Annotated in this window: 23 protein-coding genes and 2 pseudogenes; 17 read left to right on the top strand and 8 right to left on the bottom strand. The window is 63.4% G+C overall.

What is annotated here, in order from left to right:
• The first annotated feature begins 29 nt into the window (after positions 1–29).
• Entirely contained in the window at positions 30–1247 is a 1218-nt protein-coding gene (gene trpB / locus CSV86_RS25795) for a tryptophan synthase subunit beta (RefSeq protein WP_009401807.1), read from the top strand.
• On the top strand, positions 1244–2056 hold the full coding sequence (trpA, locus tag CSV86_RS25790) for a tryptophan synthase subunit alpha (protein ID WP_009401809.1): 813 nt from the start codon (positions 1244–1246) through the stop codon (positions 2054–2056). Before trpB ends, trpA begins: the two co-directional genes overlap by 4 nt.
• Positions 2057–2173: 117 nt before the next feature.
• On the opposite strand, the gene CSV86_RS25785 is transcribed toward trpA, so the two are convergent.
• Together CSV86_RS25785 and CSV86_RS25780 are read right to left on the bottom strand one after the other, a co-directional pair.
• Positions 2174–2503, bottom strand: coding sequence for a DOPA 4,5-dioxygenase family protein (locus tag CSV86_RS25785; protein ID WP_009401812.1), 330 nt, complete (start codon positions 2501–2503; stop codon positions 2174–2176).
• A 37-nt stretch (positions 2504–2540) separates the two neighbouring features.
• On the bottom strand, positions 2541–3455 hold the full coding sequence (locus CSV86_RS25780) for a choline sulfate utilization transcriptional regulator (RefSeq protein ID WP_037060927.1): 915 nt from the start codon (positions 3453–3455) through the stop codon (positions 2541–2543).
• Positions 3456–3568: 113 nt separating this feature from the next.
• Here CSV86_RS25780 and betC point away from each other — a divergent pair, with 113 nt between their 5' ends.
• From betC to CSV86_RS25745, 7 genes and pseudogenes are all read left to right on the top strand, one after another.
• Positions 3569–5080: a choline-sulfatase gene (gene betC, locus CSV86_RS25775; protein ID WP_009401816.1), complete on the top strand. Its 1512-nt coding sequence runs from the start codon at positions 3569–3571 to the stop codon at positions 5078–5080.
• A 17-nt stretch (positions 5081–5097) separates the two neighbouring features.
• Positions 5098–6019: pseudogene (gene choX, locus CSV86_RS25770) on the top strand (choline ABC transporter substrate-binding protein).
• A 70-nt stretch (positions 6020–6089) separates the two neighbouring features.
• The gene (locus CSV86_RS25765; protein ID WP_009401820.1) at positions 6090–7661 is read left to right on the top strand and encodes a SulP family inorganic anion transporter; all 1572 of its coding nucleotides are present in this window, start codon (positions 6090–6092) and stop codon (positions 7659–7661) included.
• 49 nt (positions 7662–7710) lie between these two features.
• Complete coding sequence (locus tag CSV86_RS25760) at positions 7711–7875, top strand: hypothetical protein (RefSeq protein WP_009401822.1); 165 nt, start codon at positions 7711–7713, stop codon at positions 7873–7875.
• Positions 7876–8272: 397 nt separating this feature from the next.
• Positions 8273–8734: a hypothetical protein gene (locus tag CSV86_RS25755; RefSeq protein ID WP_009401825.1), complete on the top strand. Its 462-nt coding sequence runs from the start codon at positions 8273–8275 to the stop codon at positions 8732–8734.
• Positions 8735–8932: 198 nt separating this feature from the next.
• On the top strand, positions 8933–9343 hold the full coding sequence (locus CSV86_RS25750) for a hypothetical protein (protein ID WP_170395040.1): 411 nt from the start codon (positions 8933–8935) through the stop codon (positions 9341–9343).
• 448 nt (positions 9344–9791) lie between these two features.
• On the top strand, positions 9792–10034 hold the full coding sequence (locus CSV86_RS25745; protein ID WP_009401827.1) for a hypothetical protein: 243 nt from the start codon (positions 9792–9794) through the stop codon (positions 10032–10034).
• A gap of 137 nt (positions 10035–10171) precedes the next feature.
• On the opposite strand, the gene aroE is transcribed toward CSV86_RS25745, so the two are convergent.
• Together aroE and hemF are read right to left on the bottom strand one after the other, a co-directional pair.
• Positions 10172–10996, bottom strand: a complete 825-nt coding sequence (gene aroE, locus CSV86_RS25740) for a shikimate dehydrogenase (RefSeq protein ID WP_009401829.1) — start codon at positions 10994–10996, stop codon at positions 10172–10174.
• A gap of 56 nt (positions 10997–11052) precedes the next feature.
• Positions 11053–11979 carry an oxygen-dependent coproporphyrinogen oxidase gene (gene hemF / locus CSV86_RS25735; protein WP_009401831.1) on the bottom strand — a complete coding sequence of 309 codons (927 nt, stop codon included), beginning with the start codon at positions 11977–11979 and terminating at the stop codon, positions 11053–11055.
• A 154-nt stretch (positions 11980–12133) separates the two neighbouring features.
• On the opposite strand from hemF, the gene CSV86_RS25730 reads away from it, so the two are divergent.
• Positions 12134–13111, top strand: coding sequence for an NADPH:quinone reductase (locus tag CSV86_RS25730; RefSeq protein ID WP_009401834.1), 978 nt, complete (start codon positions 12134–12136; stop codon positions 13109–13111).
• A gap of 117 nt (positions 13112–13228) precedes the next feature.
• Here the strand turns inward: CSV86_RS25730 and tsaC are convergent, their stop codons facing one another.
• Both tsaC and dprA read right to left on the bottom strand, forming a co-directional pair.
• Positions 13229–13786, bottom strand: a complete 558-nt coding sequence (gene tsaC, locus CSV86_RS25725; RefSeq protein WP_009401835.1) for an L-threonylcarbamoyladenylate synthase type 1 TsaC — start codon at positions 13784–13786, stop codon at positions 13229–13231.
• Between the two features lie 37 nt (positions 13787–13823).
• Positions 13824–14920: pseudogene (gene dprA, locus CSV86_RS25720) on the bottom strand (DNA-processing protein DprA).
• Between the two features lie 197 nt (positions 14921–15117).
• Between dprA and def the strand changes: the two are divergent.
• Genes def through CSV86_RS25695 form a run of 5 tightly spaced genes read left to right on the top strand, consistent with a single transcriptional unit; the run spans position 15118 to position 19642 of the window.
• Positions 15118–15624, top strand: a complete 507-nt coding sequence (def, locus tag CSV86_RS25715) for a peptide deformylase (protein WP_009401839.1) — start codon at positions 15118–15120, stop codon at positions 15622–15624.
• A gap of 58 nt (positions 15625–15682) precedes the next feature.
• On the top strand, positions 15683–16615 hold the full coding sequence (fmt, locus tag CSV86_RS25710) for a methionyl-tRNA formyltransferase (RefSeq protein WP_009401841.1): 933 nt from the start codon (positions 15683–15685) through the stop codon (positions 16613–16615).
• A complete protein-coding gene (gene rsmB, locus CSV86_RS25705; protein WP_009401843.1) occupies positions 16612–17922 on the top strand; it encodes a 16S rRNA (cytosine(967)-C(5))-methyltransferase RsmB in 1311 nt (436 codons plus the stop codon). The genes fmt and rsmB overlap by 4 nt, the downstream gene beginning before the upstream one ends.
• A 20-nt stretch (positions 17923–17942) precedes the next feature.
• Positions 17943–19316: a Trk system potassium transporter TrkA gene (gene trkA / locus CSV86_RS25700; RefSeq protein WP_009401844.1), complete on the top strand. Its 1374-nt coding sequence runs from the start codon at positions 17943–17945 to the stop codon at positions 19314–19316.
• An 11-nt stretch (positions 19317–19327) separates the two neighbouring features.
• A complete protein-coding gene (locus CSV86_RS25695; RefSeq protein WP_009401846.1) occupies positions 19328–19642 on the top strand; it encodes a tetratricopeptide repeat protein in 315 nt (104 codons plus the stop codon).
• A 111-nt stretch (positions 19643–19753) separates the two neighbouring features.
• Here the strand turns inward: CSV86_RS25695 and CSV86_RS25690 are convergent, their stop codons facing one another.
• A complete protein-coding gene (locus CSV86_RS25690; RefSeq protein WP_009401847.1) occupies positions 19754–20641 on the bottom strand; it encodes a lysophospholipid acyltransferase in 888 nt (295 codons plus the stop codon).
• A 39-nt stretch (positions 20642–20680) separates the two neighbouring features.
• Positions 20681–21232, bottom strand: coding sequence for a DNA-3-methyladenine glycosylase I (locus CSV86_RS25685; RefSeq protein WP_009401849.1), 552 nt, complete (start codon positions 21230–21232; stop codon positions 20681–20683).
• A gap of 82 nt (positions 21233–21314) precedes the next feature.
• Between CSV86_RS25685 and glyQ the strand changes: the two genes are divergently transcribed.
• Together glyQ and glyS are read left to right on the top strand one after the other, a co-directional pair.
• Positions 21315–22262, top strand: coding sequence for a glycine--tRNA ligase subunit alpha (gene glyQ, locus CSV86_RS25680; RefSeq protein ID WP_009401850.1), 948 nt, complete (start codon positions 21315–21317; stop codon positions 22260–22262).
• On the top strand, positions 22259–24313 hold the full coding sequence (glyS, locus tag CSV86_RS25675) for a glycine--tRNA ligase subunit beta (protein ID WP_009401851.1): 2055 nt from the start codon (positions 22259–22261) through the stop codon (positions 24311–24313). The genes glyQ and glyS overlap by 4 nt, the downstream gene beginning before the upstream one ends.
• The last annotated feature ends 2 nt before the right edge of the window (positions 24314–24315 follow it).

Below are 24315 nucleotides of genomic sequence, written 5' to 3'. Positions count from 1 at the left end.
CAGCCAAATCCTTCCCTACGGAGCGACCCATGACCCAGAGCAACCTTCGCAGCGGCCCCGACGCCAATGGCCTGTTCGGCGCCTTCGGCGGCCGCTACGTAGCCGAGACCCTGATGCCGCTGGTCCTCGACCTGGCCCGTGAATACGAAGCGGCCAAGGCCGACCCGGAATTCCTCGAGCAACTGGCCTACTTCCAGCGCGACTACATTGGCCGCCCCAACCCGTTGTATTTCGCCGAACGCCTGACCGAACACCTCGGCGGCGCGAAGATCTTCTTCAAGCGTGAAGAGCTGAACCACACCGGCGCGCACAAGGTGAACAACTGCATCGGCCAGGTCCTGCTGGCCAAGCGCATGGGCAAGAAACGCCTGATCGCCGAAACCGGCGCCGGCATGCACGGCGTGGCCACCGCCACCGTCGCCGCACGCTTCGGCCTGCCTTGCGTGATCTACATGGGTGCCACCGACATCGAGCGCCAGCAGGCCAACGTGTTCCGCATGAAGCTGCTGGGCGCCGAGATCGTTCCGGTCACCGCCGGCACCGGCACCCTGAAGGACGCGATGAACGAAGCCCTGCGCGACTGGGTGACCAACGTCGAAGACACCTTCTACCTGATCGGCACCGTGGCCGGCCCGCACCCGTACCCGGCGATGGTCCGCGACTTCCAGTCGATCATCGGCAAGGAAACCCGTGCCCAGTTGCAAGAGAAGGAAGGTCGCCTGCCGGACAGCCTGATCGCCTGTGTCGGCGGCGGCTCCAACGCCATGGGCCTGTTCCACGACTTCCTCGATGACGCCAGCGTGCAGATCATCGGCGTCGAAGCCGGCGGCCATGGCGTCGACACCGACAAGCACGCTGCCAGCCTCAACGGTGGCGTACCGGGCGTACTGCACGGCAACCGCACCTACCTGCTGCAGGATGGCGACGGCCAGATCACCGACGCCCACTCGATTTCCGCCGGCCTCGACTATCCCGGCATCGGCCCGGAACACGCCTGGTTGCACGAGATCAAGCGCGTCGAGTACGTCAGCATCACCGATGACGAAGCCCTGGATGCGTTCCACGCCTGCTGCCGCCTGGAAGGCATCATCCCGGCGCTGGAAAGCTCCCACGCCCTGGCCGAAGCCATCAAGCGCGCACCGACATTGCCCAAGGACCACCTGATGGTGATCTGCCTGTCAGGCCGTGGCGACAAAGACATGCAAACCGTAATGAGCCATATGGCCGCGCAGGAGAAGCAGGCATGAGCCGTCTCGAACAACGTTTTTCCGAGCTGAAGCAGGAAGGCCGTGCAGCCCTGGTGACCTTCATCACTGCCGGCGACCCGGGCTACGACGCCTCGCTGAAGATCCTCAAGGGCCTGCCGGCGGCGGGTGCCGACGTGATCGAACTGGGCATGCCGTTCACCGACCCGATGGCCGATGGCGTGGCCATCCAGCTGGCGACTCTGCGCGCACTGGAAGCGGGCCAGACCCTGGCGAAAACGCTGCAGATGGTTCGTGAGTTCCGCGTCGATGACCAGACCACGCCGATCGTCCTGATGGGTTACTACAACCCGATCCACCGCTTTGGCGTGGCCGAGTTCGTGGCCCAGGCCAACGAGGCCGGTGTCGATGGCCTGATCATCGTCGACCTGCCACCAGAGCACGACGCCGAGCTGGCTACCCCGGCCCAGGCCGCGGGTATCGACTTCATCCGCCTGACCACCCCGACCACGGACGACGCGCGTCTGCCGCGGGTGCTGGAGCGCAGTTCCGGGTTCGTCTACTACGTGTCGGTCGCCGGTGTGACCGGTGCCGGTTCGGCGACCACCGAGCACGTGACCGAGGCAGTGGCACGGCTGCGTCGGCATACCGATCTGCCGATCAGCGTTGGTTTCGGGATTCGTACGCCGGAGCAGGCTGCGGCCATTGCGCGGCTGGCGGATGGCGTGGTGGTGGGGTCTGCGCTGGTGGACAAGATCGCCACGGCGGCCAGCCCGGAGCAGGCTGTGGATAACGTTCTGTCGCTGTGTTCGGCATTGGCCGAAGGCGTGCGCGCTGCGCGCAAATCCTAAGGCCCCCCGCCGACCCTGTGGGAGCTGGCTTGCCAGCGATTGCGATGGTGAATTCACTACAGCAATCGCTGGCAAGCCAGCTCCCACAGGGTTATTCACAGGCCCGAAGAGTGAAGATCACTCGAAGATCGACAGGTCCAGCGGCCTGACATCCCCCATCCAGATCGCATGATCCCGGTGGTCCGCCAGCTCATCCCCGGTCAGCGGATGCAGGAACACCACCAACCCCTTGCGATACAGCGCCAGCCACGGCAATACCACCCCGATCAACTCCGGCGCGAACGCCAGTTGGCAGCTCCAGTCCGGATGCGGCCCTACCGGCTGTCGGTGCATGCGGCCCATGGTCACCGGAAACAGCTGCGCCGTTTCCTCGCACAGCGCCCGCGCCTGCTCGAACGTGCTGGCGTCGTAATAAACATGGGCGTGATAGCCCTTGATCCTTTCCACACTCACTCCTGAATCACGCAAACCGACCGGACCGGGACTATACCGGTTGCCGGGATTGTTCTTCACCCAACCAATCGGCGAATCGCTCGACCAGCGTACTACGCCTTTTACGGAAAGGACGTACTACGTAGTATCCATTTTCAGAACGAATAGACGCATCCAGCGGTCGGCACAGTAAACCTTGGTCGAGCAGGGCATCGACGAGATAACGCCAGCCGATCGCTACGCCCTGGCCGGCGATCGCGGCCTGGATCAGCAGGGTGTAATTGTCGAAGCGCAAGGGGCCGGGGCTGGGCGGACCGGGCAACTGCAGCTCGCGGAACACGCCATTCCAGTCGAACCAGCGGCTCGCCGACTCACCGCGCAGGTGCAGCAAGGGCAGCTTCGACAAGGCCTGTGGCGCCAGCGGAAGCTGCATTCCGTCCAGCAAACGCGGGCTGCAAACCGGAAAAACCTCTTCGTCGAACAGCCACGTACTCTCGCCCTGGCGAAAACGACCGTCGCCGAACAACACCGCCACATCGATATCCGGCCGCAGCATGGCCTGGCTTCGCTCGCTGGTGACCAGGCTTACATCGACCTGCGGCCAGGCGGCGTGGAAACGCTGTAGGCGGGGCATCAGCCAGTAGGCGGCAAAGGCAAAATCCGTGGCCACCCGCAGCACTTCGTGCTGGTCACGACCAGCAACCAGGGCCACGCCAGCATCGATATCGAGCAGGCCCATGTGTACGTGTTCGTACAGCAGTACACCGGCTTCGGTCAGTTCTATACCGCGGTAGATCCGGTCGAACAGGCGCGCGCCCAGCCGCGCTTCAAGGCGCTTGATCTGCTGGCTCACCGCCGGCTGGGTGGTACCCAATTCCACCGCCGCTGCTGTGAAGCTGTGCAGGCGGGCGGCCGCCTCGAATACCCGCAATACGTCGAGAGATAACCCGTCCAAGGCCTCAAACATAAGCTCAGCTAATCCCAATCATTGCCCGGCATGGGCTTTACCCAAGTTATGCACAGCCGCACTCTGGATTCCAGCTGCTTCCCATAACTCCTGACCATGGAATGCCGTGACCTATGAACGCCCGGAACATTCTTTTCATCATGGCCGACCAGATGGCAGCGCCGCTGCTGCCAATCTACGGGCCATCGCCGATCAAGATGCCCAACCTGGAGCGCCTGGCCGCCGAAGCGGTGGTATTCGATTCGGCCTACTGCAACAGCCCGCTATGTGCGCCGTCGCGTTTCACCCTGGTCAGTGGCCAGTTGCCGAGCAAGATCGGCGCCTACGACAACGCGGCCGATTTCCCTGCCGACATTCCCACCTACGCTCACTACCTGCGCCGCCTCGGCTACCGCACCGCGCTGTCGGGCAAGATGCACTTCTGTGGCCCGGACCAGTTGCACGGCTACGAGGAGCGCCTGACCAGCGATATCTACCCGGCGGACTACGGCTGGAGCGTGAACTGGGACGCTCCGGAGCATCGCCCAAGCTGGTACCACAACATGTCCTCGGTGCTGCAGGCCGGGCCTTGCGTGCGCACCAACCAGCTGGACTTCGACGAGGAGGTGGTGTTCAAGGCGCAGCAATACCTCTACGACCACGTGCGTGAAAGCGGCGAACGGCCGTTCTGCCTGACGGTGTCCATGACCCATCCCCACGACCCGTACACCATTCCCAAGGCGTTCTGGGACCTCTACAGCGACGACGCCATCCCGATGCCCCACGTGCCGTTCACCCAGGACCAGCTCGACCCGCACTCCCGGCGCCTGCTCAAGGTCTACGACCTGTGGGACAAGCCGCTGCCGGTGGAGAAGATCCGCGACGCCCGACGCGCCTATTTCGGCGCCTGCAGCTATATCGACGCCAATATCGGCAAGCTGCTGGCGACCCTCGAGGAAACCGGCCTGGCCAAGGACACCCTGATCGTTTTCTCCGGCGACCACGGCGACATGCTTGGCGAGCGCGGGCTCTGGTACAAGATGCACTGGTTCGAGATGTCTGCCCGGGTGCCGCTGCTGGTGCACGCCCCGGGGCAATTTGCGCCGGGCCGGGTCGGTGCCTCGGTGTCTACCTGTGACCTGCTGCCGACGTTGGTCGAGCTGGCCGGCGGCCGGGTCGAAGACAATTTGCCAATGGATGGGCGTTCGCTGCTCGGCCATTTGCAAGGTGACGGCGGTCATGACGAGGTAATCGGTGAATACATGGCCGAGGGCACCCTAGGTCCGCTGATGATGATCCGCCGCGGGCCGTGGAAATTCATCTACAGCGAAGACGATCCCTGCCTGCTCTACAACCTCGACCGGGACCCGCGCGAACTCGACAACCTGGCCACCCATCCGCAGCAGGCCGAGCGGGTCGTTGCCTTCCTCGAGGAAGCGCGCCAGCGCTGGAATATCCCGCAACTGCGCGAGCAGGTCCTGGCCAGCCAGCGTCGTCGCCGCTTCGTGGCGGGTGCGCTGTCCAGCGGCAGGCTCAAGAGCTGGGACCACCAGCCCATGGTCGACGCCAGCCAGCAGTACATGCGCAACCACATCGATCTCGACGATCTCGAACGCAAGGCACGTTATCCACAACCAAGCCATTAACCATCCGAGGACTGAGCATGAAAGGGTTATCCACAAGCGTTATCGCGGTTGTATGTACCCTCGTTGCCGGTGCCGTGCAGGCCGACGACAGCAAGTGCGACACAGTGAAGATGGCCGACCCGGGCTGGAGCGATATCGCTGCCACCAACGCCGTGGCCCGGGTGCTGCTGGAAGGCGCGGGCTACCAGGTCAAGGTCGATGCACTGGCGGTGCCGATCATCTATGGCGGGCTCAAGGACGGGCTGGTGGATGCCTTCCTCGGCAACTGGATGCCGGCGCAGCAGGGCTTTCATGACAAGTTCGTCGCCAGCGGCGAGGTCGAGCGACTGGCGCGCAACCTCGAAGGTACCGAGTTCACCCTGGCCGTGCCGGAGTACGTCTGGACGTCCGGCGTGAAGGACTTTGCCGATCTGCACAAGCGCGCCGGCGAGTTCGACAGCAAACTCTACGGCATCGGCTCCGGCGCCCCGGCCAACCTCTCGTTGCAATCGATCATCGACAAGAACGAGTTCAATCTCGGCGGCTGGAAGCTGGTGGAATCCAGCGAGCAGGCGATGCTGGCGCAGGTACAGCGGGCCGTTAAGCGCGAGAAGCCGATTGTCTTCCTCGGCTGGACCCGCACCCGATGAACGTGCAATTGAAGATGCGTTATCTCACCGGGGTGAGAAGTGGTTCGGCAGCAGCGGCAGCGTCTACACCCTGACCCGCAAGGGTTATGCACAAGCCTGCCCGAACCCGGCGAAACTGCTGGCCAACCTGAACTTCAGCCTGGACATGGAAAACACCATCATGGCCAGCGTGGTGGAAAGCAAGGTCAGCTACGAGGACGCGGCCAAGGCCTGGATCCGCGCCAATCCGGGCGCGCTGGATGGCTGGTTGCAAGGCGTCACGACCCGCGACGGCGGTGACGCCCTGGCTGCGGTGAAAGCGAAACTCTGAGTCGCCCCGGCTTGCACCGGCAAGCCGGAACCTCCACCCTGAACGGCTTCCATCGGAGAATGAGCGCCCCATGGCCTGGCCCGACCGCCACCGACTCCTACCCTTCCTGCGCTGGCTGCCCCGGCAAAACCGCAGCAGCATCCGCCGCGACCTGCTGGTGGGCCTGAGCGGCGCGATCCTGGCACTGCCGCAATCCATCGCCTATGCGTTGATCGCCGGCCTGCCCGCCGAATACGGACTGTACGCCGCCATCGTACCGGTGCTGGTCGCCTGCCTGTGGGGCTCTTCCTGGCACCTTATCTGCGGCCCGACGGCAGCCATCTCCATCGTCCTCTACGCTGCCGTCAGCCCGATGGCCGTGCCCGGCAGCAGCGACTACATCACCCTGATCCTGCTCCTGACCTTTCTTGGCGGCGTGTTCCAGTGGTTGCTGGGCCTGCTGCGCTTCGGTGCATTGGTCAACTTCGTCTCGCATTCAGTGGTGATCGGCTTTACCTGTGGTGCCGCCGTGGTGATCGCTCTCGGCCAACTGCCAAGCCTGCTGGGCCTCGACCTGGAAAGCCAGGCCACGGCGCTGCGCGCGCTGCAAAGCTTGCTGGCCCATATGGGCGAGATCGACGGGCCGTCACTGGCATTGGGACTGGGCACCATGCTCACCGGCCTCGGCATCAAGCTGCTGCGCCCGCGCTGGCCAGCCCTGTTGATAAATTTGCTGGCGTCCACGCTACTGGTACTGGCCTGGCCGGCGGTGTTCGGCCACGTCGCCCTGGTACCGGCTTTCGCCGGCAAGCTGCCGCCGCTCAGCCCACTGCCGCTGTGGGATCTGGAAATGATCCTGCGCCTGCTGCCCGGCGCCGTGGCGGTGGGCATGCTGGGGCTGGTTACCAGCCTGTCCATCGCCCGTTCGCTGTCGATCCGTTCAGAGCAACTGATCGACGCCAACCAGGAGATTCGTGCCCAAGGCCTGTCGAACATGGTTGGCGCCTGGTTCTCGGGGTACTTGTCCTCGGGATCGTTCACCCGCTCCGGCCTGAGCTATGACGCTGGCGCCCGGTCTCCGCTGGCAGGGGTGTTCTCGGCACTTTGGGTGGCACTGTTCGCCGTGGCCGGTGCGCAACTGATCGCGCATATCCCGATACCGGCCATGGCCGGCAGCATCCTGCTGATCTGCTGGGGCCTGGTCGATCACCGTGCGATTCGCGCGCTGTACCGGGTCAGCCGGCCGGAATTCGTGGTCATGACGCTCACCTTCCTTGCCACCCTGCTGCTGGAACTGCAAACGGCCATCTACGCCGGCGTGCTGGCCTCGCTGTTCTTCTACCTCAAGCGCACCTCGCAGCCACGGGTGCAGCAGTTGCGTGAAGGCGACGCAGACGTGCTGCGCGTCGGCGGCTCGATCTTCTTTGGCGCCAGTCATTACCTGCAGGTACGGCTGCAACGCTGCCAGGCGCAGGAGGTGGTGATCGACGCACGGCAGATCAACTTCATCGACTACTCGGGGGTGGAGATGCTGCACCAGGAAGCGCGGCGATTGCGACGCCAGGGTAGGCAACTGATCTTGCGCCGGGCACGGCCGCAGGTGGTGGAGGAGTTGCAGAAGCTGGAAGGCATCGAGCGGTGTCCGATTCATTTCGAAGAATGAAACTTCGATAGTTCAATCAGCTCATGTCTGCAACTGACAATTCTGTCAGTTGCGCATCCGTGCACCACCGCCCTCCCTTTGCATCAATCCCGGCCTGCCCCACGACGAAGCCGTCACCAAGGCCACCGAGCATCTGAAGAAGGCCATCGACGCCGCCGCCGGCTTGCCCGACCCGTCCGAAGAGCGGCATCGAACGATGCTCACCGAGGCATAGCTGAACATGAGGATCGCCAAGGCGATGCTGGTGGTGGCAGTGAGCCGCTCTACGGTGAGCGTACCTATCTAGGACACTCGCTCTACTCACCCGGTAGTTTGTTTATCGCCAGTGCACAACTGATATTTATGTCAGTTGTGCACTGTGGTGTCCGGGATTAGCGTGGACGGTACGAAGATCACTCAGTTTCGAGTGACCCGTAAATAACAGCAGCCCGGTGATTAACGAGGAGACGCGCAAATGAATACCCGGAGGTTCTCCCTGTCGTTTGTTGGTCTGGTCGTGCTGTTTCATTACGCCCAGGTTGCACATGCCGGCTTCCCGGTCGACTGTTTCCAATCGAAGGACGACGGGTATCACATTGCGTGACAGATTCAATGCCCCTTGGAGATCAGCAATGAATAATCTAAAACTCATGGCGTTATGTAATAGCTTCATCCTCTCGGTGGGACTCAGTGCCCAATCCAATGCCTTCGACCCGACAAACTTACCCGTTAACTGTTTTCCATCAGGCTACTTTTATCAGCAATATATCTATGCCCGTGACGGGTATTTAAAAGATCCGGATCTATACAATCTTGATCTCTTTCAGATCCTAAAGTCGGTCCCGCCGGTCGTAGTCAATGTAAAACAAACCCAACCATCTTCCGGCGGACCGATTACATTGGATGCCAGTGGATCGAGCGTCCCCAGTGGCGAGGCGGAATACCAGTGGGGTGCATATGAGAATTTTTCTGACAGCGCGATCAAGGTGATGCCAGGCGGCAACCCTGGTAGCTACAGTAAAATTTTTCTCACCGTCAGAGACAAACTCTGTGATATGAGCGATTCGGCGCACATCACAGTAACGAGCAAGTAAGACCGGACACGCTCAGGCCCACGTCCACGACCAAGCCAGGATAACCGGGCTCGCAAACCGTCCCGGTAGTTCATTAATCAGGTTTTACAACTGATATTTCTATCAGTTGTGCGCATGCACGAGTGAAATTAGCTTGGACATTACGGACAGGTACGTGTTCGTTCGCTTCTTCTTATTGGTCTCAAGGAGCGTCTAGAAATGAATATCAAGAAAGTCTACAAATATGCGTTTCTCTTAGCCGTTGCCAACTTGACCGCCAACGCACATGCGGCGATACCCGAGACATGCTTCCTCTCAGCGAATGATTACAAAATCTACCAGACATTCGGCGAAGCAGGCTCACCGGGGTTCGATGCCTCCAAAGCTTCGCTCACCATGGACGATCAGGAATACATGTGGCAGAGGCAAGTCAGCAAGTATGGTCCACCAAAGAAGAAGCCTGTCAGCATTTCGGTCAAGCAAACCCAGGCCTCCTCTGGCGCGACCATTTACGTGGATGCCAGCCCAAGCGTGACCCCTAGCGGGAAGGCCACCTACCGGTGGGGGAACGGAAGTACAAGTAATGAATACAGCACTTCGGGGGGAATCCTGGGAGCTACAGCAACATAGATCTGGAGGTATACGATCCAGTTTGTGGGGTTCAAGGTTCAACCAAGATCCGAATCACCAGCAAGTAATCGCAATCGATATTGGGCAGGAGGAGCCATGGGGCGTGGCTCCGACGTGCACAATCGATGTCGCATAAAGCGACGAAAACTCTCCGATTTCCGACTTTCTTGTAGGCAATTTCCCAAGCATACTCCGGCGGCCTTTCAGTTGTTGCGTACGGGGGAAACCGTGCCTAGTCTTTGCCGGTCGCTGCCAACTCAGCGACCGGTTTTGACAGACCGCCCTGAATCCCCCTGTAGCCGCAGCTGCTTATGGCAGCTGTGCGTGTGGGCACCTCAGGGTGCGCCGAGGCTCCAGGGGTCCTTGGTCTGTCAACCCATGCACAGCTGCCACCCTCCCGTTTGACAGCGGCGATGGCAGCTCCCGTCCTCAACCCTTGGAGATTGTCATGAAGAAACTCGTTCCCGATCCACCGCTATCCCTCTGCATCAACCCCGGCCTGACCCACGACGAAGCGGTCGCCAAGGCCATCGAGCACCTGAAGAAAGCCATCGAATCCGCCGCCGACGTGCCTGAACCTCCTGAAGAGCGGCATCGAACGATGCTGACCAACGCCCGGCTGGACATGAGGATCGCCAAGGCGTTGCTCGTGGTAGCAGTGAGCCGCTCGACGGTGAGCGTGCCGGTTTAAGGCATCGCACAACCCCTTGTGGGAGCTGGCTTGCCAGCGATGAGGCCAGCATGGACAACGATGTTGTCAGGTCCGGCCCTATCGCTGGCAAGCCAGCTCCCACAGGTTTTTCAGTGAGTTCGATTGCTGCGTTCGGTTCAGGCCCGCGCCAGTTGCCGCCGCAGCTCCGCCAGCACCGGCGCCGTCTCCGGACGCAAACCACGCCAGATGAAGAACGCTTCCGCCGCCTGCTCGGCCAGCATCCCCAGACCATCCAGCACCTGAGCCGCGCCCTGTGCGCTGGCCCAGGCGCAGAACGGGGTCTGCTCCTTGCCATACATCATGTCGTAGCAGACGGTCTGGTCCGGGAGGATCAACGCCGGGTCGATCGGCGGAACCTCGCCGGCGAGGCTGGCCGAGGTGGCGTTGATGATCAGGTCCACCGGCTCCTTCAGCCAGCTGAAACCACTGGCTGCGACCGGACCGAGGTCGGCGAATTCGCGGGCCAGTTGCTCGGCTTTTTCCACCGTGCGGTTGGCGATCACCAGCGACGCCGGATTGTGCGCCAGCAGGGGTTCGAGCACGCCACGCACGGCACCGCCGGCACCGAGCAGGAGGATGCGCTTGCCGGCCAGTTCGACCCCGGCATTCACCGTCAGGTCACGCACCAGCCCGGCGCCGTCGGTATTGTCGCCCTGCAGGCTGCCGTCGGCCTGGCGGCTGAGGGTGTTGACCGCGCCAGCGCGCCTGGCCCGTGGCGTCAGGCTGTCGACCATGCGGAAGGCTTCTTCCTTGAACGGCACGGTGACGTTGGCACCCAGGCCTTGCTTGAAGAAGCCCAGGGCGCAGGCGGTAAAGTCGTCGAGCGGGGCCAGCAGGGTGTCGTATTCGAGCTCTTCACCGGTCTGGGCGGCGAACAACCGATGAATCAGCGGCGACTTGCTGTGGCCGATGGGATTGCCGAATACAACGTACTGGTCCATTCCTGCGCTTCCTGAATCAGGCCCGGCGACCGGGCAAACGGGTGTGCACAATGGGCTCAGTGCCCGCTGTTGTCCAGACCCAGCCAGTCACGATCGGTGAGGAAATACTCGGTCAGGCGCGCCTCGGCACTGCCCGGCGCCGGCTTCCAGTCGTAGCCCCAGCGCACCTGCGGCGGCAACGACATGAGGATGGATTCGGTACGCCCGCCGGACTGCAGGCCGAACAGGGTGCCGCGGTCGTAGACCAGGTTGAACTCGACGTATCGGCCGCGACGGTACTCCTGGAATTCGCGCTGCCCGGCGGTATACGCATCGTGCTTGCGGCGCTGGACGATCGGCAGGTAGGCGTCGATATAGGCGTCGCCGATGGCGCGGATGAAGGCGAAGCAGGTGTCGAAGTCCCAGTCGTTCAGGTCGTCGAAGAACAGGCCGCCGATGCCGCGCGGCTCGCCACGGTGCTTGAGGTGGAAGTAGCGGTCGCACCAGGCCTTGTAGCGCGGGTAGACGTCTGCACCGAACGGCGCGCAGGCCTGCTCGGCGACGCGGTGCCAGTGCACGCAGTCTTCCTCGTTGCCGTAGTACGGGGTCAGGTCGAAGCCGCCGCCGAACCACCAGACGGCTTCTTCGCCTTCCTTCTCGGCAATGAAGAAGCGCACGTTGGCGTGGGAAGTCGGCACATGCGGATTGTGCGGATGGATCACCAGCGACACGCCGAGGGCTTCGAAGCCACGGCCGGCCAGTTCCGGACGGTGGGCGCTGGCAGAGGGCGGCAGGCCGCTGCCGAAGACATGGGAGAAGTTGACGCCGCCTTTCTCGATGACCTTGCCATCGCCGATCACCCGGGTGCGCCCGCCGCCACCGGCTTCGCGGGTCCAGGCGTGCTCGACGAAGCGGGCACCGCCGTCTTCGTTTTCCAGGGCAGCGCAAATCCGGTCTTGCAGGTCGAGCAGGTAGGCTTTCACGGCCTCGGTGCGGCTAGTCATCAGGTCACCTTGAAGCGGGCTTGGGCCGGCCCGGGCGGGATCCGGCGGAAAATTCGCCGCGTAGCATACCACCGTGCATGTGCCCGCCGTAGTTGACGGCGGTCAAGCAAAAGGCGTCCGATAGGCCCTTTCCCGACGTCTCAGGAGAGAGCAGATGGCCAAGCGTATCCAGTTCAACCAGCATGGCGGCCCCGAGGTACTGACCCTGGTCGAATTCGAGCCCAAGGCGCCCGCAGCGGGCAATGTCCTCGTGCGTAACCACGCCATCGGTCTGAATTTCATCGATACCTATTTCCGCAGCGGCCTGTACGCTCCGCCGAGCCTGCCGTCGGGCCTGGGTACCGAAGGTGCCGGAGTGGTCGAGGCGGTGGGCGAGGGCGTGAGCCGCTTCAAGGTGGGTGATCGCGTGGCTTATGCCGGTGGTCCGCTGGGCGCCTATAGCGAACTGCATGAGCTGCCGGCGAACAACCTGGTGGCGTTGCCGCAGAGCATCAGCTTCGAGGACGCCGCAGCGGTGATGCTCAAGGGCCTGACCGTGCAGTACCTGCTGCGCCAGACCTATGACGTGCAGCCGGGCGAGATCATCCTGTTCCATGCCGCAGCCGGCGGCGTCGGTTCACTGGCCTGCCAGTGGGCCAAGGCGATTGGCGCGAAGCTGATCGGTACCGTGAGCTCGGCGGAAAAGGCCGAGCGCGCCAAGGCCCTGGGTGCCTGGGCGACCATCGACTACAGCCATGAAGAGGTAGCGAAGCGGGTCCTGGAACTGACGGATGGCAAGAAATGCAAGGTGGTGTACGACGGCGTCGGCCAGGACACCTGGCTGACCTCGCTGGATTGCCTGGCACCGCGTGGGTTGATGGTCAGCTTCGGCAACGCCTCGGGCGCCGTAACCGGCGTGAACCTGGGGATACTGGCGCAAAAGGGCTCGCTGTACGTGACCCGTCCGACGCTGGCCAGCTACGCCAACAGCGCCGAGAACACCCAGGCAATGGCCAACGATCTGTTCGGGATGATTGCCAGTGGCAAGCTGAAGGTGGATATCCAGCAGCGGTATCCGCTGGCGGAAGCGGCGAAAGCGCAGAGTGAGCTGTCGGCGAGGAAGACGGTGGGGTCGACCGTGCTGATTCCCTGATTTTTGTGGTGTAGCTGATGGCCTCATCGCTGGCAAGCCAGCTCCACAAGGGACCTGTGGGAGCTGGCTTGTCGGACCGCCGTACCGCAGCGATAGGGCCATCAGCCGCAGCAAAAATCACCCAGCCCGAACCACCTCGCCACTGGCCAGGTCGCGAATCACGCTCGGATTCTTCCTGCCGCCCAGCGCTCCACCCAGCACCAGGTCCAGCTGGCCATGGAAATACTGCTCGACCCGCAACCGGCTCTTTGCCGCCGGACGTCCTGCCGGGTTGGCCGAGGTGGACACCAACGGCCCCACCAGCGAGCACAGGTCGCGTACCAGCGGATGATCACTGACCCGCAGCGCCACCGTGTCATGCACACCGGTAATCCACTCCGGCAGCAAGCCCTGGTGCGGCACCAGCCAGGTGTTCGGCCCGGGCCAGGTAGCGCTCATGCGGTCGATCCAGACATCGGGGAAGTCTTCGAACAGGAAGTCGAACTGACGGATGTTGTCGGCGATCAGGATCAGGCCCTTGTTCACCGAACGCGATTTCAGCGCCAGCAGGCGATCCACCGCCTCCTCGTTCCATGGGTCACAGCCCAGGCCCCAGACCGCTTCGGTCGGATAGGCAATGACCGCTCCGGCCCGGATTTCCCGCGCGGCTTGTTGCGCACGCCAACTGTTCACCATTTCTGTCACTCCGCTTGTAGGCTGCTGCGCAGTGTACTTAGCCAGGGCGGGCAAACCAACGCCCGGCTTCATTGCACACCCGGCCGTCCAGCTCCAGTTCGGTCAATGCCGCCAGCACCTTGGCCAGGCTCTGGCCACTGGCCTGGGCCAGGGCTTCGCTGGTCTGCGGCGCAGCAAGCAAGAGTGCGACAAGAGGATGGGCTGGCTTGTCCATAGGCGCAGGCGAAAGATTCTGCCAGCCACGCAGGCTTTCGAGGATCTGCTCGATGCTTTCCACTAGCAATGCGCCATCGCGAATCAGCTGATGGCAGCCCTTGGCCCGGGGTGATGGATAGAGCCGGGAATGGCAAATACCTCGCGCCCCTGTTCCGCCGCCAGCCGCGCGGTGATCAGCGAGCCACTGGCCAGGCTCGCTTCCACCACCAGCACGCCGAGGGACAAGCCACTGATGATGCGGTTGCGCCGAGGGAAGTTGCCAGGCTGCGGACCGGCATCCAGTGGAAACTCCGAAACCAGGGCGCTACCGCTTTCCAGCATGCGCCGTGCCAACGCGCGATGGCGCTGTGGATAAAGTTTTTCCAGCCCGCTGCCCAGTACACCAATCGTCGCACCGCCAGCGTCGATGGCGGCCTGGTGCGCAGCCCCGTCGATACCTAGTGCCAGCCCGCTGGTAACGACGAAACCAGCCTTGGCCAGGCTGCGGGAAAAGGCCGCTGCAGTGCCCAGCGCAGGTGGAGTTGCACGTCGACTGCCGATGACCGCCAGTTGGGGTTTATCTACAAGGGCGAGGTTTCCAGCGACGAACAGAAGCGGCGGCGGATCCGGTATTTCCGCAAGCAGGGCGGGGTAGCCGGGGTCGTCCCACATCAGTAAATGCTGGCCGGGCTGCTCTAGCCAGCGCATTGCAGCGCCAGCGCCGTCACGCACTTCGGCACAGCGCCGCGCTTCGTGGGCAGCCTGCGGCAGACCCAGCGCCGACCAGGCCGCTGCCGGCGCACTGAGCGCGGCCGAAGCACTGCCGAACACCTGAATCAATTTGAAGAAGCGTTGTGCGCCGATCTCGGGCAGCCGCTGTAAACGCAATCGCGCTTCCAGCTCGGCAGGGGGACAGACGGTAAATTCAGCGCAAGACATAAGACCATCCTTGATCTTTGGTGAGCCGCCCACACTTCACAACCTGTGGATAACTCTGTTGATAATGCTTTGAAAACTTTCATCGAAAGCCGGCAATTCAACCCTAGCCGACCTTTTCACAGGTGCCGAACGCGCTGAATCCCTTTATTATGTGCGTTCATGTTTGTCACCCACCGCACAGTGCAGCTCATACGCCTATGGCCATTCTGAACATCCTCGAATTCCCGGACCCGCGCCTTCGCACCATCGCCAAACCGGTGACGGAAGTGGACGACGCCATCCGCCAGTTGGTGGATGACATGTTCGAAACCATGTACGACGCCCCCGGCATCGGCCTGGCCGCTACCCAGGTCAACGTGCACAAGCGTGTGGTGGTCATGGACCTCAGTGAAGATCGCAGCGAGCCGCGGGTGTTCATCAACCCCGAGCTGGAAGAGCTGACCCAGGACATGGGCCAGTACCAGGAAGGCTGCCTGTCGGTCCCCGGGTTCTACGAGAACGTCGACCGCCCCCTGCAAGTCCGGGTCAAGGCCCTGGACCGCGACGGCAAACCCTACGAGCTGATCGCCGAAGGCCTGCTGGCCGTGTGCATCCAGCACGAGTGCGACCACCTCAACGGCAAGCTGTTCGTCGATTACCTGTCGACGCTCAAACGCGACCGCATCAAGAAGAAGCTGGAAAAGCAGCACCGCCAGCAAGCTTGATCCTCCTCATTCCTGAAGGCTTGCTCCGGCAAGCCTTTTTCTTTTAAGCGAGAACTGCATGCGCATCGTCTTCGCGGGCACCCCCGAGTTCGCCGCCGAACACCTCAAGGCCCTGCTGGCCAGCCAGCACGAAATCATTGCCGTCTATACCCAGCCGGACCGCCCGGCCGGGCGCGGACAGAAACTGATGCCGAGCCCGGTCAAGCAACTGGCTGTGGATCACGGTATCCCGGTGCTGCAACCGCCGACCCTGCGCAATGCCGACGCCCAGGCCGAACTGGCCGCACTGAAGCCCGACCTGATGGTGGTGGTGGCCTACGGCCTGATCCTGCCGCAGGTGGTGCTGGATATACCCAGGCACGGCTGCATCAACAGCCACGCCTCGCTGTTGCCGCGCTGGCGCGGTGCGGCGCCGATCCAGCGCGCGGTTCAGGCGGGCGACGCCGAAAGCGGCGTGACCGTGATGCGCATGGAAGCCGGGCTGGATACCGGGCCCATGCTGCTCAAGGTGAGTACCCCGATCAGCCCCGAGGACACCGGCGGCAGCCTGCATGACCGCCTCGCCGAACTCGGCCCGCCCGCCGTACTGGAGGCCATTGCCGGGCTCGATGCCGGCACCCTGCCAGGCGAAGTGCAGGACGACGCCCTGGCCACTTATGCACACAAGCTGAACAAGGACGAAGCGCGCCTGGACTGGAGCCGCCCGGCCGACGAACTGGAACGCCTGGTCCGCGCCTTCAATCCTTGGCCGATCTGCCACAGCACCCTCGACGGCGAAACCCTGAAAGTGCTCGCCGCCAAGCCCGCCGAGGGCAAGGGCGCACCGGGTGAAATCCTCTCCGCGAGCAAGGACGGCCTGATCGTCGCCTGCGGGCAAGGCGCGCTGTGCCTGACCCGCCTGCAATTGCCAGGTGGCAAGGCCCTGAACTTCAGCGATCTGTTCAACAGCCGCCGCGAGAAATTCGCCAGCGGCACGGTGCTCGGCCAATGAACCCGCGTCTGGCTGCCGCCCGCGCCCTGGCCGCCGTGCTCAGCGGCAAGGCCTCGCTCAACAGTTCGCTGCCGGCGCAACTGGACAAGGTCGAACCCCGTGACCGCGGCCTGGTCCAGGACCTCGCCTTCGGCACCGCACGCTGGCAGCCGCGGCTGTCGGCACTGGCCGAGCGCCTGCTGCAGAAGCCGTTCAAGAGCGCCGACGCTGATGTGAATGCGCTGATGCTGGTCGGCCTGTACCAGCTGTTCTACACCCGCGTCCCGGAACATGCTGCCATCGGCGAAACCGTAGGCTGCGCCGACAAACTGAAGAAGCCGTGGGCCAAGGGCCTGCTCAATGCCGTGTTGCGCCGCGCACAACGCGAAGGGCAGGCCATCTTCGCCGAGCTGGAGCGCGACCCGGTGGTGCGCACCGCCCACCCGCGCTGGCTGCAGAAGTCGCTCAAGGCCTTCTGGCCGGAGCAATGGGAAGCCATCTGCGCCGCCAACAACGCTCATCCGCCGATGATCCTGCGGGTCAACCGCCTCCATCACCAGCGCGACGCCTACCTCGGCCTGCTGCGTGACGCCGGTATCGAAGCCGCGCCGTGCCGGTTCAGCCGCGACGGCATCGTCCTCGCCGAAGCCTGCGACGTGCGCAACCTGCCCGGTTTCAACCAGGGCTGGATCAGCGTGCAGGACGAAGCGGCGCAACTGGCCGCCGACCTGCTCGAACTGGCCCCCGGCCAACGGGTGCTGGACGCCTGCTGCGCCCCCGGCGGCAAGACCTGCCACCTGCTCGAAGCCGAAGAAAAACTGGCCGGCGTGGTCGCCATCGACCTCGAAGCCAAGCGCCTGACTCGCGTGCGCGAAAACCTCGACCGTTTGGGCCTCGATGCGCAACTGATTGCCTGCGACGCCCGCGACACCGCCAACTGGTGGGACGGCAAGGGCTTCCAGCGCATCCTGCTGGACGCGCCCTGCTCGGCCACTGGAGTGATCCGCCGTCACCCGGACATCAAGCTGACCCGCCAGGCCGACGATATCGCTGCCCTCGCCAGCCTCCAGGGCGAACTGCTCGATGCCCTGTGGCCGACCCTGGAAGTCGGCGGCATGCTGCTCTATGCCACCTGCTCGACCCTGCCCACGGAAAACACCGAGGTGATCGCGGCCTTCCTCGACCGCACCCCCGGCGCCCGCGAGCTGGACCTGGCTACCGACGCCGGCATCCGCCAGCCCCACGGCCGCCAGCTGCTGGCCCAGGAAGGCGGGCACGACGGTTTCTACTACGCCAAGCTGATCAAGATCGCCGCCGCACGCGGTTAACAGAAAAGGGAAGGGAGCGGATGAAGATCATCATCCTCGGCGCGGGACAGGTCGGCGGCACGCTGGCCGAACACCTGGCCAGCGAAGCCAACGACATCACCGTGGTGGATACCGATGGCGACCGCCTGCGCGATCTCGGCGATCGCCTGGATATCCGCACCGTCCAGGGCCGCGGCTCGTTCCCGACCATCCTGCGCCAGGCCGGCGCCGACGACGCCGACATGCTGGTGGCGGTGACCAACAGCGACGAGACCAACATGGTCGCCTGCCAGGTCGCCTATACGCTGTTCCATACGCCGACCAAGATCGCCCGGGTTCGCGAATCGGCCTACCTGACCCGCGCCGGCCTGTTCGACAACGAAGCCATCCCGGTGGACGTACTGATCAGCCCGGAGCAGGTGGTCACCCACTACATCAAGCGCCTGATCGAACATCCCGGCGCCCTGCAGGTGATCGACTTCGCCGAGGGTAAGGCCCAGCTGGTGGCGGTGAAGGCCTATTACGGCGGGCCGCTGGTGGGCCAGCAACTGCGCCAGATCCGCGCGCACATGCCCAATGTGGAAACCCGGGTGGCCGCGATCTTCCGTCGCGACCGGCCGATCCTGCCGCAGGGCGATACGGTGATCGAGGCTGACGACGAGGTGTTCTTCATCGCCGCCAAGGCCGATATCCGTGCGGTCATGGGTGAATTGCGCCGCCTCGACGAAGGCAACAAGCGCGTGGTCATCGCTGGCGGCGGGCAGATCGGCGAACGCCTGGCGGAGGCCATCGAAAGCCGTTACCAGGTGAAGATCATCGAGATGAGCCCAGCACGTTGCCGCTACCTCTCGGACACCCTCGACAGCACCGTGGTCCTCCAGGGCAGCGCCTCGGACCGCGACCTGCTGCTGGAAGAGAACATCGCCGACGCCGATATCTTCCTGGCCCTGACCAACGACGACGAGGCCAACATCATGTCCTCGCTGCTGGCCAAGCGCCTGGGCGCGCGCAAGGTGATGACCATCATCAACAACCCGGCCTACGTTGACCTGGTGCAGGGCGGCGAGATCGATATCGCCATCAGCCCGCAGTTGGCGACCATCGGCACGCTGCTGACCCATGTGCGACGCGGCGATATCGTCAGCGTGCACTCGTTGCGCCGGGGAGCGGCGGAGGCCATCGAGGCGATCGCCCATGGTGATTCGAAGTCGAGCAAGGTGGTCGGCAAGGCCATCGAGGACATCAACCTGCCGCCGGGCACCACCATCGGCGCGATCATCCGTGACGAAGAAGTGCTAATCGCCCACGACGACACGGTGATCCGCACGGGCGATCACGTCATCCTGTTCGTCGTGGACAAGAAGTACATCCGTGATGTGGAAAAGCTGTTCCACGTTGGCCTGACCTTCTTCTAAGGAAAGACACCATGCGCGAATCGCTGGAAAAGATGCTGGCCAAGGGTGTGGATAACGCCCTGCTGCGCTTTGGCCTGGGCAAATCGTGGCTGGACGAGGGCAATGGCGCTGAGGCGGCAGTGCATCTGGCCCGGTGTGTCGAGCTGGACCCGAAGTATTCGGCGGCGTGGAAACTGCTCGGCAAGGCGTGGCTGGCGGCTGGGGATAACCTGGCGGCACGGGATGCCTGGGAGCGGGGCATCGCGGCGGCGCAGGCCCATGGGGACAAGCAGGCGGAGAAGGAGATGGTGGTGTTTCTCAGGAAGCTGGATAAAGCCGGCAACTGAGTTGAATTCATCGCTGGCAAGCCAGCTCCCACAGGTACTGCACAAGTCTCAAGGTCTGTGCTGATCCTGTGGGCTGGCTTGTCGGACCGCCGCACCGCAGCGATAGGGCCCTCAATACCAGCGAGCCTCTCCCGCCGGCCGCTTCTTGAAGCGCTTCATACTCCACATGTACTGGCTCGGATAAGCCCGCACATACTTTTCCACAACCTGGCTCATCGCCGCCGCCGAGGTCTCGGTGTCGGTGCTGTACATCGCCTCCGGCGCCGCTTCGAGAATCACCTTGAAGCCACTGCCATCCGGCAAGCGCAGGGCATGCAGGAATACGCCCACCGCCTTGCCGCCGGCCAGCATGTTCGGCACGAACTTGCTGGTCAGCGCTTTGGTCCCGAGGAACGGCACGAAGATCCCTGCCGACTCGGCCGGCTCAGGATCCGCCGGAATGCCTACCTGGCCGCCCTTGCGCACTTCCTTGATGATGCTGAGGATGCCTTCCTTGGTCGAAGGCGCTACGCGGTTGCCCAGTTGCACGCGCTGCTCGCGCAGCAAGTCATCCACAGCCTTCAACTTCGGCGGTCGGTAGAAAATGATCGGTTTGCACTGGCTGCAATAGAAGTGATTGAGCACCTCCCAGTTGCCCAGGTGGCTGGTGATGCCCACCACGCCTTTGCCTGAAGCCAGGGCGTCCTTCAGCACGTCCAGGCCCTCGACCTCACGCACCAGGTCGATGGAACGCTGCGCCGGCCAGATCCAGGCGCAGGCGCTTTCGGTGAAGGATTTGCCGATATCCATCAGCGACCGGCCCACCAGCTTCTCGCGTTCGACCGGGTCCATCTCCGGGAAGCACTTGGCCAGGTTGATGCGCACCACCTCGCGCGAACTGTTCGGGACTTTCCACATGATCCAGCCGATGGCCGCACCAACGCGCTGCACGGCGCCCCAGGGCAGCTTGGCAAACAGTCGCAGCGCCCCGACCATCAAGGCGCCCTTGAATTTATCCACAGGCAGGTTCCTCCATACACAAGCCGGGCATTGTACCCGTCAGCGCAGCAGGGCGGCGTATCGATCGCAATCGGTGGTGTGATCCATGACCATGCCGGTAGCCTGCATGAAGGCGTAGCAGATGGTCGGGCCGACGAACGTGAAGCCGGCTTTCTGCAGGGCCTTGCTCATGGCCTTGGCTTCATCGGTAACCGCCGGCACCTCGCCACGCCCGACGAAGTGATTGATCTTCGGCTGCCCGCCGACGAACGACCAGAGCAGCGCCGCCGGGTCTTCCAGCGCCAGCCAGGCACGGGCGTTACGCCGTGCGGCATTGAGCTTGAGGCGGTTGCGGATGATGCCGGGATCGAGCATGCGCTCCTCGATTTCCTCATCGGTCATTTCGGCCAGTCGATGCGGATCGAAGCCGAACATCACCTGGCGATAACGCTCGCGTTTCTTCAACACGGTGATCCAGGAAAGACCGGCCTGGAACCCTTCGAGCAACAGCATCTCGAACAGTTGCCCCGCGTCGCGCTGCGGCGTGCCCCATTCGTGGTCGTGATAAGCCTGGTACAGCGGATCGTCGGTACACCAAAAGCAACGAGGCATAAAGCACCATGGGTAGAGGCAGGGGCGAATCGGGTTATACTCCCGCTCTTTATATTCGCAGCCCTAGAAACAGGTGAATTTCGTGAGCCAGCCTACGCCAGCCGTGCGTACCTTCCAAGACTTGATCCTCGCGCTCCAGCAGTACTGGGCCGAGCAAGGTTGTGTGGTGCTTCAGCCCTACGATATGGAAGTGGGCGCCGGCACTTTTCATACCGCCACGTTTCTGCGCGCCGTAGGCCCTGAGACCTGGAACGCCGCCTATGTCCAGCCAAGCCGTCGCCCGGGCGATGGTCGCTACGGCGAAAACCCCAACCGCCTGCAGCATTACTACCAGTTCCAGGTGGTCCTGAAGCCGAACCCGGCGAACTTCCAGGAGCTGTACCTGGGCTCGCTGAAAGCCATCGGCCTCGACCCGCTGGTCCACGACATCCGTTTCGTCGAAGACAACTGGGAATCGCCGACCCTCGGCGCCTGGGGCCTGGGCTGGGAAATCTGGCTCAACGGCATGGAAGTCACCCAGTTCACCTACTTCCAACAGGTTGGCGGCATCGAGTGCCTGCCGGTCACCGGCGAGATCACCTACGGTCTCGAGCGCCTGGCCATGTACCTGCAGGGCGTCGATTCGGTGTATGACCTGGTCTGGACCGACGGCCCGTTCGGCAAGGTCACCTACGGCGACGTGTTCCACCAGAACGAAGTGGAGCAGTCGACCTACAACTTCGAGCACGCCAACGTCGAGAAGCTGTTCGAACTGTTCGACTTCTATGAAAGCGAAGCGAACCGCCTGATCGAACTGGAGCTGCCGCTGCCGACCTACGAAATGGTCCTCAAGGCCTCGCACACCTTCAACCTGCTGGACGCCCGCCGCGCCATCTCGGTGACCGAGCGCCAGCGTTACATCCTGCGCGTGCGCACCCTGGCCCGGGCGGTGGCCCAGAGCTACCTGCAAGCCCGTGCCCGCCTCGGCTTCCCGATGGCAACCCCTGAATTGCGTGATGAAGTGTTGGCCAAGCTGGAGGCTGCGGAATGAGTGCTCAAGATTTCCTGGTTGAACTGGGCACCGAAGAACTGCCACCGAAAGCCCTCGCCAGCCTAGGCGACGCATTCCTTGCCGGCATCGAGAAGGGCCTGCAGGCTGCCGGCCTGAACTACAGCGCCAAGCACGTCTATGCCGCACCACGCCGCCTGGCCGTTCTGATTCGTGACCTGGACACCCAGCAGCCGGATCGCAGCATCAACGTCGACGGCCCGCCCCGCCAGGCTGCCTTCGACGCCGAAGGCAACCCGACCCAGGCCGCCCTGGGCTTCGCCAAGAAATGCGGTGTCGACCTGTCCGAGATCGACCAGAGCGGCGCCAAGCTGCGCTTCTCCCAGCACATTCCGGGCAAGGCGACCGCCAGCCTGCTGCCGACCATCGTCGAGGATTCGCTGAACGACCTGCCGATTCCCAAGCGCATGCGCTGGGGTGCCCGCAAGGAAGAGTTCGTGCGTCCGACACAGTGGCTGGTAATGCTGCTCGGCGACGACGTGGTCGATTGCACCATCCTCGCCCAGAAAGCCGGCCGTGAATCCCGTGGCCACCGCTTCCACCACCCGGAAAACGTGCGCATCTCCGCCCCGGCCAACTACCAGGAAGACCTGCGCAAGGCCTACGTCCTGGCTGATTTCAACGAGCGCCGCGAGCTGATCAGCAAGCGTACCGCCGAGCTGGCCATGCAGCAGGAAGGCACCGCCATCGTGCCGCCGGCGCTGCTGGACGAAGTGACTGCCCTGGTCGAATGGCCGGTGCCGCTGGTGTGCTCGTTCGAAGAGCGCTTCCTCGAAGTGCCGCAGGAAGCCCTGATCACCACCATGCAAGACAACCAGAAGTACTTCTGCCTGCTGGACGTCGACGGCAAGCTGCTGCCGCGCTTCATCACCGTGGCCAACATCGAGAGCCGCGATCCGAAGCAGATCATCGAAGGCAACGAGAAGGTCGTGCGTCCACGCCTGACCGACGCCGAGTTCTTCTTCAAGCAGGACAAGAAGCAGCCGCTGGAAAGCTTCAACGAGCGCCTGCAGAACGTGGTGTTCCAGGCCCAGCTGGGCAGCGTCTTCGACAAGGCCGAGCGCGTCGGCAAGCTGGCCGCGTTCATCGCCGGCAAGATCGGTGGCGATCCGCAGCGTGCTGCGCGTGCCGGCCTGCTGTCGAAGTGCGACCTGGCTACCGAAATGGTTGGCGAATTCCCCGAAATGCAGGGTGTCGCCGGTTATTACTACGCACTCAACGACGGCGAGCCGGAAGACGTCGCCCTGGCCCTGAACGAGCAGTACATGCCGCGCGGTGCCGGTGCCGAACTGCCGTCGACCCTGACCGGCGCAGCCGTGGCCATCGCCGACAAGCTCGATACCCTGGTCGGTATCTTCGGCATCGGCATGCTGCCAACCGGCTCCAAGGACCCGTACGCACTGCGTCGCGCGGCCCTGGGCGTGCTGCGCATCCTGATCGAGAAGCAGCTCGACCTGGACCTGACCGACGCGGTGAACGTCGCCGTCGAGCAGTTCGGTGCCAAGGTCAAGGCCGCCGGCCTGGCCGAGCAGGTGCTGGAGTTCATCTTCGACCGCCTGCGTGCGCGTTATGAAGACGAAGGCATCGACGTCGCCACCTACCTGTCCGTGCGTGCCCTGAAGCCGGGCTCCGCCCTGGACTTCGACCAGCGCGTGCAGGCCGTCCAGGCCTTCCGCAAGCTGCCGGAAGCCGAGGCACTGGCCGCGGTGAACAAGCGCGTATCGAACCTGCTGAGCAAGTTCGAAGGCACCATCGCCAGCACTGTCGAGCCGAAGTACTTCGACAACGCCAACGAGTTCTCGCTGTACTCGGCGATCCAGCAGGCCGACCAGGCCGTGCAGCCGATGGCCGCTGCGCGCCAGTACGCCGAATCGCTGGCGCGCCTGGCCGCCCTGCGCGAGCCTGTGGATGCGTTCTTCGAAGCGGTGATGGTCAATGCCGAGGACGCCAGCGTGCGGGCCAACCGTTATGCCCTGCTCAGCCGCCTGCGCGGTCTGTTCCTGGGCGTGGCCGATATCTCGCTGCTGGGGTAAGC

It is taken from the genome of Pseudomonas bharatica CSV86, from assembly GCF_000319305.2.
Lineage (GTDB): Bacteria > Pseudomonadota > Gammaproteobacteria > Pseudomonadales > Pseudomonadaceae > Aquipseudomonas > Aquipseudomonas bharatica.
Note: the sequence above shows the minus strand (reverse complement) of the source record. Positions and strands in the feature narration are given on the sequence as shown.

What these genes read in the sequence shown, in the direction of transcription:
- trpB (WP_009401807.1), top strand. Translation starts at nt 30, where the DNA reads ATGACCCAGAGCAACCTTCGCAGCGGCCCCGACGCCAATGGCCTGTTC.
- trpA (WP_009401809.1), top strand. Translation starts at nt 1,244, where the DNA reads ATGAGCCGTCTCGAACAACGTTTTTCCGAGCTGAAGCAGGAAGGCCGT.
- CSV86_RS25780 (WP_037060927.1), bottom strand. Translation starts at nt 3,455, where the DNA reads ATGTTTGAGGCCTTGGACGGGTTATCTCTCGACGTATTGCGGGTATTC.
- betC (WP_009401816.1), top strand. Translation starts at nt 3,569, where the DNA reads ATGAACGCCCGGAACATTCTTTTCATCATGGCCGACCAGATGGCAGCG.
- CSV86_RS25765 (WP_009401820.1), top strand. Translation starts at nt 6,090, where the DNA reads ATGGCCTGGCCCGACCGCCACCGACTCCTACCCTTCCTGCGCTGGCTG.
- CSV86_RS25755 (WP_009401825.1), top strand. Translation starts at nt 8,273, where the DNA reads ATGAATAATCTAAAACTCATGGCGTTATGTAATAGCTTCATCCTCTCG.
- CSV86_RS25750 (WP_170395040.1), top strand. Translation starts at nt 8,933, where the DNA reads ATGAATATCAAGAAAGTCTACAAATATGCGTTTCTCTTAGCCGTTGCC.
- CSV86_RS25745 (WP_009401827.1), top strand. Translation starts at nt 9,792, where the DNA reads ATGAAGAAACTCGTTCCCGATCCACCGCTATCCCTCTGCATCAACCCC.
- aroE (WP_009401829.1), bottom strand. Translation starts at nt 10,996, where the DNA reads ATGGACCAGTACGTTGTATTCGGCAATCCCATCGGCCACAGCAAGTCG.
- hemF (WP_009401831.1), bottom strand. Translation starts at nt 11,979, where the DNA reads ATGACTAGCCGCACCGAGGCCGTGAAAGCCTACCTGCTCGACCTGCAA.
- CSV86_RS25730 (WP_009401834.1), top strand. Translation starts at nt 12,134, where the DNA reads ATGGCCAAGCGTATCCAGTTCAACCAGCATGGCGGCCCCGAGGTACTG.
- tsaC (WP_009401835.1), bottom strand. Translation starts at nt 13,786, where the DNA reads ATGGTGAACAGTTGGCGTGCGCAACAAGCCGCGCGGGAAATCCGGGCC.
- def (WP_009401839.1), top strand. Translation starts at nt 15,118, where the DNA reads ATGGCCATTCTGAACATCCTCGAATTCCCGGACCCGCGCCTTCGCACC.
- fmt (WP_009401841.1), top strand. Translation starts at nt 15,683, where the DNA reads ATGCGCATCGTCTTCGCGGGCACCCCCGAGTTCGCCGCCGAACACCTC.
- rsmB (WP_009401843.1), top strand. Translation starts at nt 16,612, where the DNA reads ATGAACCCGCGTCTGGCTGCCGCCCGCGCCCTGGCCGCCGTGCTCAGC.
- trkA (WP_009401844.1), top strand. Translation starts at nt 17,943, where the DNA reads ATGAAGATCATCATCCTCGGCGCGGGACAGGTCGGCGGCACGCTGGCC.
- CSV86_RS25695 (WP_009401846.1), top strand. Translation starts at nt 19,328, where the DNA reads ATGCGCGAATCGCTGGAAAAGATGCTGGCCAAGGGTGTGGATAACGCC.
- CSV86_RS25685 (WP_009401849.1), bottom strand. Translation starts at nt 21,232, where the DNA reads ATGCCTCGTTGCTTTTGGTGTACCGACGATCCGCTGTACCAGGCTTAT.
- glyS (WP_009401851.1), top strand. Translation starts at nt 22,259, where the DNA reads ATGAGTGCTCAAGATTTCCTGGTTGAACTGGGCACCGAAGAACTGCCA.